The sequence below is a fragment of the Aeribacillus sp. FSL M8-0235 genome, assembly GCF_038000355.1.
In the GTDB taxonomy this organism is placed as follows: Bacteria; Bacillota; Bacilli; order Bacillales; family Aeribacillaceae; genus Aeribacillus; species Aeribacillus composti.
Genome location: NZ_JBBOBW010000001.1, coordinates 1,179,173 through 1,190,843, shown reverse-complemented (window position 1 = coordinate 1,190,843; position 11,671 = coordinate 1,179,173). Strand labels below are relative to the sequence as shown.

The 11,671-nt window shown below is 36.7% G+C and carries 10 protein-coding genes and 1 pseudogene; 1 reads left to right on the top strand and 10 read right to left on the bottom strand.

The features are described from left to right. Position 1: 1 nt before the first annotated feature. The 6 genes and pseudogenes from NSQ71_RS05880 to NSQ71_RS05865 all read right to left on the bottom strand — a co-directional run bounded on the left by NSQ71_RS05880 (position 2) and on the right by NSQ71_RS05865 (position 5,330). Positions 2 to 1,183 (bottom strand): IS701 family transposase, encoded by a 1,182-nt coding sequence (locus tag NSQ71_RS05880; RefSeq protein WP_311066339.1) that lies wholly within the window; start codon positions 1,181 to 1,183, stop codon positions 2 to 4. A 361-nt stretch (positions 1,184 to 1,544) separates the two neighbouring features. After that, positions 1,545 to 1,856, bottom strand: a complete 312-nt coding sequence (locus tag NSQ71_RS18495; protein ID WP_445684705.1) for an AAA family ATPase — start codon at positions 1,854 to 1,856, stop codon at positions 1,545 to 1,547. Between the two features lie 266 nt (positions 1,857 to 2,122). Further along, entirely contained in the window at positions 2,123 to 2,341 is a 219-nt protein-coding gene (locus NSQ71_RS18490; protein WP_445684704.1) for an AAA family ATPase, read from the bottom strand. 88 nt (positions 2,342 to 2,429) lie between these two features. Continuing rightward, positions 2,430 to 2,654 carry a hypothetical protein gene (locus tag NSQ71_RS05875; RefSeq protein WP_340733298.1) on the bottom strand — a complete coding sequence of 75 codons (225 nt, stop codon included), beginning with the start codon at positions 2,652 to 2,654 and terminating at the stop codon, positions 2,430 to 2,432. 16 nt (positions 2,655 to 2,670) lie between these two features. Beyond that, positions 2,671 to 3,708 carry a HEPN domain-containing protein gene (locus tag NSQ71_RS05870; protein WP_340733296.1) on the bottom strand — a complete coding sequence of 346 codons (1,038 nt, stop codon included), beginning with the start codon at positions 3,706 to 3,708 and terminating at the stop codon, positions 2,671 to 2,673. Positions 3,709 to 4,098: 390 nt separating this feature from the next. Next, positions 4,099 to 5,330 (bottom strand): annotated as a pseudogene (locus NSQ71_RS05865) (IS110 family transposase). Between the two features lie 123 nt (positions 5,331 to 5,453). On the opposite strand from NSQ71_RS05865, the gene NSQ71_RS05860 reads away from it, so the two are divergent. Then, positions 5,454 to 6,812: a transposase family protein gene (locus tag NSQ71_RS05860; RefSeq protein ID WP_094245205.1), complete on the top strand. Its 1,359-nt coding sequence runs from the start codon at positions 5,454 to 5,456 to the stop codon at positions 6,810 to 6,812. A 986-nt stretch (positions 6,813 to 7,798) separates the two neighbouring features. Here the strand turns inward: NSQ71_RS05860 and NSQ71_RS05855 are convergent. From NSQ71_RS05855 to NSQ71_RS05840, 4 genes are all read right to left on the bottom strand, one after another. Next, positions 7,799 to 8,980 (bottom strand): IS701 family transposase, encoded by a 1,182-nt coding sequence (locus NSQ71_RS05855; protein WP_063388773.1) that lies wholly within the window; start codon positions 8,978 to 8,980, stop codon positions 7,799 to 7,801. Positions 8,981 to 9,104: 124 nt separating this feature from the next. Further along, positions 9,105 to 9,680, bottom strand: coding sequence for an HXXEE domain-containing protein (locus NSQ71_RS05850; protein ID WP_340733294.1), 576 nt, complete (start codon positions 9,678 to 9,680; stop codon positions 9,105 to 9,107). 51 nt (positions 9,681 to 9,731) lie between these two features. Continuing rightward, positions 9,732 to 9,860, bottom strand: coding sequence for a hypothetical protein (locus NSQ71_RS05845; protein ID WP_340733292.1), 129 nt, complete (start codon positions 9,858 to 9,860; stop codon positions 9,732 to 9,734). Positions 9,861 to 10,721: 861 nt separating this feature from the next. Beyond that, entirely contained in the window at positions 10,722 to 11,078 is a 357-nt protein-coding gene (locus NSQ71_RS05840; protein ID WP_340733291.1) for a hypothetical protein, read from the bottom strand. Between the last annotated feature and the right edge of the window lie 593 nt (positions 11,079 to 11,671).

The window sequence follows — 11,671 nt, the reverse complement described above, 5'->3', positions numbered from 1 at the left end:
CTTATGCCACATGGAGCTGTTTTTTGACAACATCAATGGGAATATCTTGCTTCGCTGCATGGTAAATGAACTCGACGAGACTATGCCCTTTCTTCGTTCGGAGAAGATCAAGCCCAGTAGAGAAATCCCGGTTGGACTCGACCATACTGTACACATAAGCGAGTTGCACCAAGATCCAATACCGTTTCACCGCCCGACGTTGACGAACGCGGTACCCATCGAGCTTCAGCTGGTCTTTCGCTTGTCGAAAAAAGCATTCGATCGACCAACGTTGGGCATAGTAGCGCAAGATCTCTTCATCGCTTAGCTCCCGGTCGGTGCTCAAGACGCAGTGAAGATGTTCGGGTGTCATCGGCTGATCGGCTTTCCAAGCCAACAACACAACGGCATCATCGAGACCTTTCAGCGATCCCTCGTAGCGATACACGCGATAACGCTCTTCTCCCACCGTGACGAGATGGGTGTCGTTCGGTTCGATATAGCGGGCAAACTGTTTGGCTTGGATGGCGATGCCTTTCGGATAGAGAATCCGGTTCGTTTTGAGCATCGCGATGACGTGAAATCCTTTTTTCAGACAGGCTTCCACGAGCGCTTGCGATGGATACCACGAATCCATCAGCACATAAACGGGACGGCGTACATCCAAAGAAGAAAGCATCTCGATCGCGAGTTCCCCCTTGCTTTTCCCAGCCGCCTTGTCGTAGAGGCGGAACGCAAAGGGAAAAGCCTGGGTCATCGTATGAACCATGAGCCAAACAAGAGAATGTCCCCAGATCGACTTTTTCTCTGTGTGAGAATAGTGCCAATCACACCCTTGAATGGCGTGCGTTGCCCGTGACGAAGGCTTGATTTTTTGGCAAATCGTATCATCGATCGAAACAAAAAGGGGTTGATTTTTCTGTTTGGCGATCCGTTCGACACGATGAAGCATCCATTGCTGGAGTTTGCGAAGCAGCGTCTCTTCATCCCAAGGGCTTTTCGTGAAAAAATGGCTGAGTGTCGTTCGATGATTGGGGTGAAAGCTCCAATGATGAAGATCGGTCAACGTTCCAGAAAAGCCTTTCGTGATCATCGCATCCACGATATGAACGAGATGCTTCATGACAGGTTTTGAAAAATAAAGTGCCAACCCCAACATCGTGAAAAACTTGTGGATTCCTTGATGATGTGCTAATCTATTCATGAGACATGAACCTCCTTGTGTGAATGGTTTGTTGGCACATCTATTCTAACCAAGGAATCGGGTTCATGTCTCCTTTTTTGTTTCGATGTAAATTTATGTTAGTGATTTTGCTCATCTACAGAATATTACTTATTCCGCCAAACGAAATAATTACCTTTTTATTTACACTTTTAATAAATATTTAAAAGATCATAAATTAGTAAAGATTTTTATAAACCAATAATTAACGGAGAAAAACATCCTAAATGAGAAGTCTTATTATGCAAGCTTATAACTGTCGGTTGGACTTAATTAACCGTACCCCCACTATTAACTGGAATATTTTCCTCTTGTTGATTCACCACATCATGTGGTAATGAATCTATACTTCCCAGAAATGCATAATACTGTTCTTCATCATTTCGTCGAATAGAGTCAAGAATAATAATTGCATTTTTTTGAATTCCGGGATGTCGATTGGTTTAAATAGTTTATCTGGTTGATTCTCCCCATATGAAAATTCATTATTAATTCGATTTAAAAACGAAACGAAATCCAGTTTTCCACCAAAGAACTCGCGTATTCTTTTATCATTTTTCATATTAAAATCAGGGTACTTAAAAAACATATAAGTTTCTATAAATTTACGAGCTGTATTAGGAAATGAATAAAATACTTGATAATTTCGTCTGATTGATCTTCTGTTGCAACCCTATATATTTGGTGGAATAAAAATATAAATTCTGTTGAATATGTTTGCAAATAAGTCGGCATTCTTGTAATAATACTTGTTACTTCACTGCTAGCAGTTAATTTTTTTCAATTAAATTATTTATTCTTATATCTTTTGTTGTTTGTAGGATTTGTAAGTTTCTGTAAATACTTTAAAAGATCTAAATTATGTGTTGATATAAAAAAACTTGTTTATAGTTTTTACTAGCTATTTCAGAATCTATTAAGCTAAAAACATAAAAAATATGAGTCTTGACTTGAAATTAGATCGTCAATGAAAATTGTATATTCTTCAGTATTTGAAATATCTTTTAAGGTTGCAAGGAAATAACAAAATGCTATTAGACTTTGCTCCCCTTCACTTAAATTTTTTACTTTTTGATTATTTCTTTTCACAACAAATTTTGAAATTTTCTCACTAGTTCCTTCTTCAATATCTAAATATATCTCGATGCTTATTTTACCGAAAATAATATTTTTTTCTGCTCACTTTACCTAATTGTTTTTAAAGGAGCCTTCCAATCATTTAAATAGCTTAACCAATCTGCGTAATTCTTTTGACCTCTGATAAAAATTCATCTGCTTTATTTATACAATCTTTGCTTTCTGGTTCATCTATTTTTGCAATATTATAATCTGCTATCCATCTTTTCTGTTTAACATATCTAAATGAATTTAAATAGCTTTGTGATATTATATCATTATTTACCAAAGTTATTAATTTATTCTCTAATTGTTTATGATTTTCTATAACGTTCAAAACACTTGGCTCCCAGTCAGAAAGCATTTTTTCTTTTTCTAAATAATGCTTTCAATGAATGCATCATTGAATAATAAGATCTATTAACAGACTGATTATACAACTGTTCTCCATGTAAGGTTTGAGCAGCCTTCAAGTCATCAGCAGCTGATTGTATTTCCATTATATAATTTACTACTGGTTTAATTAGTGTTTTTTCTAATTGTAGTGTTTGTGCATCTACATTTTTATGGAAAGTCTCTGCACCATTAATAATTGCATTTTTGATCATATCCTTATCATTCATAGATAGCTCGTTATTTTCCAATACAGCAAGTATTATTTCTATTAATTCATCAACATGTAAACCTTTCATATTAAAAAAACTATCATATATAGGTATGTACTTAACTTTTTCCCCAGCTTTTTTGGTTTTCCAAATTCCATACACAAAAGCTATACGTTTTGAAAATTCACTGTTAAAAAATTCATAAAACGAGTTATATAAATGTCTGTTATCTCCATAGAGAAAGCTGACAAGCGTAAAAAGAAAAGCACTTCTAAAAGAATTTAATAGTGATTGATTTTCTTCGTTAAAGTCTGTCTTCCAAGGACCCAAATAAATCTGAATATCTCCAAAATCATATTGTCTTATGATATTGGTGTATAAATCTTTTAAAATATCAAGTACAATGCATTCCCAAGTTTCCTTTTTAATATAAGAAACATAATCCTCAATAAGTTGTAATTCTGTAATACCATTATTATTGATCATTTCTACGCCAAAGTTTGTCAAAAAATCTATGGTTTTACTTTCACTATCGATATCTGGCTTTTTTATATTGTTAAGGAAGAACTTGAACATGGTTTCAAATTCCTTATCACTAAATTTTTCTTTATTTGCATATTTTATGAGAAGGTTTATTCCATTTTTATCTTTAATATTTTCTAGATATAATAAATTAACGCTTCTAGGTAAATGATAAACTTTTGTGTATTCACCATTAATGTCTTTTTCTTGAATACTCATTATCACAGGAAAAATTGATGAATTAATCAATATTTTAGTCCCCATTTAAACCCTCCCTCTATAAACTTTAATTTTCTTCAGAATTCTCACGTTTTCTTTAAATTTCACTAACTTCCAATAGCTTCTTCACCTCATGTTAGTGGATATTAATTGAATATATTCAATATATTTACATGGTAGAGTCCGTCCTATCGAACAGATTTACAATATCTGTAATATCCTGTATGACCGTGCTAGAAGTCTCCACACTTCTCATGGTCGCTCACCCTCCCATGTATCACTGGATGATAAGTTCCATACATTCCTTCGTCCTGTGTATCCATGAGGTGGAGGTTGGATATGCTCCTATACAGGGTCAGGCCCGAATGGTGAAAATATACTCCAACTCTGCACTATTGGTGTTTGTCAGAATCATAAGTCGTTAGATAAAGGTTTTTAAGCAACCTGTAATGCGTTTAATTGAGGTAATCTTTTTAATAGCTTGGATCCATCAAACTCACACTGTTTCTTTCCTATGGCAAATAACACGCGTAATAGTTTACAACACAAGGCAATCAGTGACTGTTGTTTCTTTAATGGCCTGTCTGGTCGATTGGTATAGTAATGGTGCAAGGCTTTCAACACAGGATTATGGGCAACCAGTGGGCGAACGGCTAGATATAATACTTTTCGCAAGCGACGGCGACCTCTTTTCGTTATTTTCGTCTGCCCTTTATACTTGCCGAACTGTGTTCTTTTAACGAAAGCCCTGCCAGATTGACTAATTGTTGCGGATGATGGTACTTGGTCAAATCCCTTACTTCCGCAAAGAACAAAGCGATGGTCGTATGACAGAGTCCCGGGATATTCGTCATTTGCTTCGCACCTGGTATGCTTTCAACCCTGCCTTCTAGTTCCTCGTCTAATTGGGCTAACTGTGTCTTGTAAAGCTCATATTGATCCAATAGACAATCCAATTCTCTTTTGGCGAACTGGATTCCGACTTCAATCCCAACGCTCTTGTTCGCTACCTCTACGAGTTTGGTTGCACGTTTTAGCCCAACCCCACGCTGTACATGCGGTTTCCATTTTTGAAGTACTTCTTCTGGTGTCAACTTTTGAATATCAGAAGGAAATGGAAACATGCGCAAGGTATGAAAGGCGGCTTTCCCTTTCCAATCTCCAAACACATCGAAAAACTCTGGGAAAAAGCGCTGAATGACGTTTTCAATCCGCCCTTCAATGATCATAAGCTGTTTGATGAGCTGATCTCGTAATTTGACGCCTTCCCTTAGTTCAGCGTATACACCCTCTAATAGGTTCGGTACGGAGTATCGCCCATCTTTCATTAACTGTGCAATGACACGAGCGTCTTTTGTATCGTTTTTTGTAGGTGAATTATCATCCAGTTCTTTGCTTTTTTTGACGTGCATAGGATTCACTAGCACTACATCATATCCTTTTGCCTTAAGAAAATAGGCAAGATTTAGCCAATAATGACCTGTAGGCTCCATTCCAAAAATCACGTGATCCTTATGATTGTCATTTTGGTGACGCTTGACACAATCTAATAAGGTTTGAAAGCCGTGTATACGATTTTCAAAGATCAACCTCTTGCCAAATTCTAAGCCTCGATCATCTTGAAAACGGGCTACGTGCTTTTCTTTCGCTACATCAATACCTACAATAAGAGTTGATCAGCCCTGAAGAGTAAAAATTCTTCGAGATAATTCCACCCAAACTTTGCCAAATATGTGATAATAAGGGTATGTAAAAAACCTAATATATTGGCATTTGGGGGGGATTTTTTTATGGTAACGAGGAAGGAAAAGCGTGAAAAGGAAAAAGAGGTAAATTATTTATTCGAGTTGCTAAAAACACAAAATCACTTTTTTAAAAATTTAAACAAATTGCTCAAAACTATTGATGATCCAAGGCACCAAAGCTATATTACCTATGACACGGAAGTCCTTTTGATGATGGTTATTTTGAAAAATGCATGCAACTTAAAAAGTATGCGCGAAATGACAAACGAATTTAATAAGGAAGAGTGCATTAAAAATTTGGGGAAATTGTTGGGGAATGAAGATTTGGAAGAACTGCCCCATTATGACACAATCAATGATTTTTTGGCACGAGTGAACCCGGCAGAACTTGAAAGGATCCGAATCGATATGATCAAGAAATTATTCAAAAAGAGGTGTTTTGAATCCTATCGTATCAATGGGAAATACTGGGGTATTGCCATAGATGGGACCGGTATTTTTACTTTTGACAAAAAACATTGTGAACACTGCCTGAAACGGGAGCGCAAATACATAGACAAGGAAACGGGTGAAGAAAAAATAAAGACCATCTACATGCATCATGTCTTGGAAGCCAAGTTAATTGTGGGAAATATGGTACTAAGTGTGGCCTCCGAGTTTATTGAAAATGAATCAGAGGACGTGGAAAAGCAAGATTGTGAGTTGAATGCTTTTTATCGACTGACTGCTAGACTGAAAGACACCTTTAAAAAACTGCCTATCTGTCTGATTGCCGATAGTCTTTATGCCTGCGAAAATGTATTTAAACAATGCAAGGCGAATAATTGGAACTACTTATTCCGTTTTAAGGAAGATCGTATTAAAAGCATCACCGATGAGTTTCAAGCGTTAAAAAATATGGAAGAGGAGGAAGGCAAGAAAGCCAATGTGGTAAAGATACGTGAAAGCGAACAGCGAGGGGAAATCACCTGGGTGAACGATATTGATTACAGAGGCTTTGGGGTGAATGTTTTCGAATGCGAATTAGAAGATGAAAAAAGAAAACAAAAATTTACCTTTATCACAGATATAAAAATCACAAAAAACAATGCAAAGAAACTGATGAACGCTGGCAGAAGCCGCTGGAGAATAGAGAATGAGGGGTTTAACAGACAAAAAAACCTGCGCTACCACATTGAACACGCAAGCAGCCAAGATTACAATGCCATGAAAAATCACTACCTATTAACCCAAATTACAGAGATTATCATGGTGTTACATGAGCATGGGTCAAAAATATTGAGAAGCATGAAGAAAACGATAAAAGAAATATCCTCGCGATTGTTAGAAGCCTTCCGTGGGCAAACACTAACAGACGAGGATATCGCACAACTGGGAAAACCTATGCAAATTAGGTTTACCTAGCGAATTAATTGTACCAAAGGATGTGATGTTTGGCAAAGAAAAAAAGTTATCCACAACAAACAAAAATAAGTTATCCACATTTTTTAAAAAAATAAGCAAAATTGGTTCTTTTTGACCCTTTTTGTAAATAAATTTAACTGGAAAATTTTACCAACTGTGGATAAGTCGTAATTGCATAATACTACCGAAAATTGATAAATTTACTCCTCATAGCTGAGAGTTGATGGTGTAATTTGAGAGATTTTTTGATTTTGTGTATAATTCATCTTGAGTCCTCCTTGGTTTATTTAATTTCGGGGTCAATGCGCATTGACACCCTGTACTATACCAAGGGGACTTTTTTTTATCAAACCTCAAATTTCTTCATTACAGGAATGCTTCCTTAAAACAAGGTAAATCAGACATCCATTAACCAAAATTCGACATTTGCAACCAAAAACCTTCAAAAAATCAATTCTAAACAAAAAAGAGGCCACCATAAACAAGCGGTCTCTTCATTCGTTCAATCATTCTTTACACAACCTATTGACTTAAAGTCTGCTCACAAATGTTATTCAAGTTTCTCACAAGAAGCTTACTTCTACCAATTGTTTTTTGTATTTAAGGCGATCCCATTGAACAATTCTTCTTTTGGAATAAACGGAAAAACATTAATTTTATTGCCGTTGTTTTCTATTTTAAAAATTTTAAAAATGCAATATTTAGACTTAAATTTATCAATCTCTGCCACAATGAAATGAAATCCTTTTTGTATGAACACACCAATGATGTCTCTATTAAATATTTCAATATCATGTACAACAATTGTATTAATTTGATCTTTCTTAAGTTTTTCGATAAAATACTCTGCACATTTTGGGGTATATTTATATGAAAGTTACTCGCCTACAGTTAATCCTGTAACTTCAAATCTATCTTACATTACTGTAGTTGAGCAATTTTCATTACAATAATTACCATGTAAAAAGAGACAAACGGAGTACCCCTTATGCCACATGAAGCTGTTTTTTAACGACATCAATGGGAATATCTTGTTTCGCTGCATCGTAAATAAACTCCACGAGGCTATGTCCTTTCTTCTTTCGAAGGAAGTCAAGCCCGGTAGAGAAATCGCTGTTGGATTCGACCATACTGTACACATAAGCGAGTTGCACCAAGATCCAATACCGTTTCACCGCCCGACGTTGACGAACGCGGTACCCATCGAGCTTCAGCTGGTCTTTCGCTTGTCGAAAAAAGCATTCGATCGACCAACGCTGGGCATAGTAGCGCAAGATCTCTTCATCGCTTAGCTCCCGGTCGGTGCTCAAGACGCAGTGAAGATGTTCAGGTGTCATCGGCTGATCGGCTTTCCAAGCCAACAACACAACGGCATCATCGAGACCTTTCAGCGCTCCCTCGTAGCGATACACGCGATAACGCTCTTCTCCCACCGTGACGAGATGGGTGTCGTTCGGTTCGATATAGCGGGCAAACTGTTTGGCTTGGATGGCGATGCCTTTTGGATAAAGAACCCGATTCGTCTTGAGCATCGCAATGACGTGGAATCCTTTTTTCAGGCAGGCTTCCACGAGTGTTTTCGATGGGTACCAAGAATCCATCAGCACATAAACAGAACCGTGCACATCCAAAGAAGAAAGCATCTCGATGGCCCATTGACCCTTGCTTTTCCCATCCGCCTTGTCGTAGAGGCGAAACGCAAAGGGAAAGGCTTGCGTCATCGTATGAACCATGAGCCAGACGAGAGAGTGTCCCCAAATCGACTTTTTGTCCGCGTGAGAATAATGCCAATTACACCCTTCAATAGCGTGTTTCGCCTGTGACGAAGGCTTCGTTTTTCGGCAGATCGTATCATCGATCGAAACAAAAATGGGGTGATTCTTTCGCTTGGCCGTTCGTTCCACATGACGAAGCATCCACTGCTGGAGTTTGCGAAGCAAGATTTCTTCATCCCAAGGGCTTTTCGTGAAAAAATGGCTCAGTGTCGTTCGATGGTTGGGATGAAAGCTCTCATGATGCAGATCGGTCAAGGTTCCCACAAATCCTTTCGTTGTCAGCGCATCGATAATATGAACGAGATGCTTCATGACCGGCTTAGAGAAATAAAGGGCCAGCCCCAACATTGCGAAAAACTTGTCGATTCCTTGGTGATGTGGTAGTCTATTCATGAGACATGAACCTCCTTGAGAATGGTTTGGTGACACATCTATTCTAATCAAGGAATCGGGTTCATGTCTCCTTTTTTGTTCGGATGTAAATTTATGTTAGTGAATTTGCTCATCTACAGTTACATTACAAAAAATTCTTGTCGGCACCATCTTCCTCAACTTTTTTTGTAGCTTTATTTCTTTCATACACCAGAAACAGAAATAATATTGGCACGATGATGAAAGCTCCAATAGTACTCCACAATATATCTGTTCCGCTTATGACTTGTTCTTTCAGCAAGCGATAGTAGGTATATGAAGAATAGGGTAGCACTAGAAAGATGGAAGTGATTACACCAGGAGTGTATTTCCTTAGATAGAGTGCTTGCCCTAAATGTGTGAACACATGGGCAAAAAAGATAAACAGTAACATTAAAAAAATACAGTAAAAAGAGAAAATGACGGCTAAACATGTTGCTGTTGTAATGGTAAAGAAAATCCAAAATACATCGTTCGCAAATTGAACAGTTGTCATCTGAAAGCTGCTATAAAAATATTTTCGTATTGATTTAGGTAAAACCGCAAGAACTTGTTCCTTGTTCTGTTTGGTCCACTTCTCCACCGTAAGAATCTCTTCGAAATCATGAAACATAAACAAAATGGGAAATAACCAAAGCACGCTAACCAAATGAAGTTGAGAATCCAACCAATCTAATACCATTTCAATCACCGCTTTTCGAACGATTTTGAATTCCGCCCAAAAACATCTGTCCTACTTTACTTTTTCTCCTGTTAATAAATATTGATGTACCAATCGTTCTATAATAGCAGCGCTGGCCTCTGCTGCCACCCATGTGTCAATTTTTTCTTTTACAATTCCGAATCGCTTGTTATTGAACATATCAATCTTTTTCGAATCTGATCACTGTCTCCTTGTCTGATTTGTTTTTTTCCTAAAAAAGTAAATAATTTGATAAACATGTTGGTTACAAAAGTTTTGACATCCGATAGCGATAGTTCAACAGATTTTTCCAACATCCCTTAGTTTTATTAACTGTTGATCAAAATTTTGAAATATTTGTTGAAAGATATCTTCCTTACTTTTGAAACGCAGCTTGTGTTAAGCTTTCGTTTGCAACAAATTCGCTTCTTTTGGTACTTTGAAAACCCTTTTTCGTAAAAAGCTCTTCTGGCATAAAAATAACTTTCTCTTACTCGCTTCGCCTTTTTTTACAGCCAACAAGAACCCCCTTTTTTATAACTAACTAATTAGTTAGTTGTAATTATAGGAAAAATTTGCTTTGTTGTAAATAGGTTTTCGAACAGTGAAGAATGGAAAGTACCGAAAGTAAAAAGCCTGAGGCGCTTAAAACTAATGTCAGTCTTTGCTTTCGCTGATAGAAAAAATTATTGCATTTATAATAAAAATTAATCAATAAGGTGAAAGCATAACGAGGCTGCCGCAATGGCCGTTAAACCGATGAGACAGCCGCTGTTTTTTGAATGGGGACTTATCCTTTGTTGCGTCTTTTTTCTCACACTGTAGACAGCACAAGCCAGATCCTATTCCGGGGATTATGTGTTAAAACGGGGATAGTATTAATTGGATAATAATAGGAATGAATAAAGCTAAATAGAAAACGGCGAAGAAGTTTGGACATTATTTTGAAGAAAACTGGGAGGCGAAAAGCTAATTTCAGACATCATTTTGTTTTTATCTAACGGTTTTGTCCAAAAAAAAACACTTAATAGATCAGTGCGATTAATATATGTTTAAAATATTTTTGACTCGCTTGATTTCTTTCTTATTTTCAAACAACTCTTCCACAAGAATTTTTTGACCGTTTGCTACATCAGTGAGCTGTTTGTCCATCTCCTCGATCTTTTGTTCAACTTGGTCGAGCCGCTCATTGATTTCGACCAATTGCTGCTTCGTTTGTTCAAACTGCTGATCGGTTTGTTCAAATCGTTGGTCAATTTGTTCAAACCGCCGATCAATTTGTTCAAACCGTTGGTTAATTTGTTCAAACCGGTTATTCGTTTCTTCTGAATGGTTTTTTAGCTGCTCAGCCAGTTCTTTAATCGCTTGTAAAATCATTTCATTTGTAATTTCAGCCATCAGTATGCTCCTTTCTTCATTATAAATATAACTATTATTATACCATATTGCGGTCATTTCGATATAATTCACATCAACTTTCATATAGTCACATGGTAATTGGAGTATGATGTTTAAAAACACTTTAAGCAATGTCTCTCTCAAATAGAGAAAGTTCGACACTCTCTACATTCGCAAGAGCGGTTATAGATACTTTTTGTTGATCTATTAAGAATCTATCACATTATTTCAGAATAATTTTCGCTGATTTTTCCATTTTCGGTTTTTCGAACGATTGTCTTTTGTTGCGTTTCATAATTTAACAACGATGTTTCGCTTATTGATCATTTAATACGATCAAATGATTATTTGTAATCTTTAACCATACTTCTTTTTGCGCAAGTTCAGAAGATGTTGAGTAGAGATTTTTTCATAACGTACTTTGTGTTTCTATCCCTTTTTTGCTCTTACTAATCGGTAGAGATCAAACGATGTCCTCGTTAACAGTCCGAATGTCTTTTCGTCTTCCTCAAAAAAAAAATAGAAATTTCGGAAAAACTCTCTTTCGTTTTTGAAAGGCATCGCTTAAATAGATCCAACCTACTTTCTCATTA

Excerpts from the sequence above, each read along its gene's own strand:
- NSQ71_RS05880 (WP_311066339.1), bottom strand. The coding sequence starts at position 1,183 with ATGAATAGATTAGCACATCATCAAGGAATCCACAAGTTTTTCACGATG.
- NSQ71_RS05870 (WP_340733296.1), bottom strand. The coding sequence starts at position 3,708 with ATGGGGACTAAAATATTGATTAATTCATCAATTTTTCCTGTGATAATG.
- NSQ71_RS05860 (WP_094245205.1), top strand. The coding sequence starts at position 5,454 with ATGGTAACGAGGAAGGAAAAGCGTGAAAAGGAAAAAGAGGTAAATTAT.
- NSQ71_RS05855 (WP_063388773.1), bottom strand. The coding sequence starts at position 8,980 with ATGAATAGACTACCACATCACCAAGGAATCGACAAGTTTTTCGCAATG.
- NSQ71_RS05850 (WP_340733294.1), bottom strand. The coding sequence starts at position 9,680 with ATGGTATTAGATTGGTTGGATTCTCAACTTCATTTGGTTAGCGTGCTT.
- NSQ71_RS05845 (WP_340733292.1), bottom strand. The coding sequence starts at position 9,860 with ATGTTCAATAACAAGCGATTCGGAATTGTAAAAGAAAAAATTGACACA.
- NSQ71_RS05840 (WP_340733291.1), bottom strand. The coding sequence starts at position 11,078 with ATGGCTGAAATTACAAATGAAATGATTTTACAAGCGATTAAAGAACTG.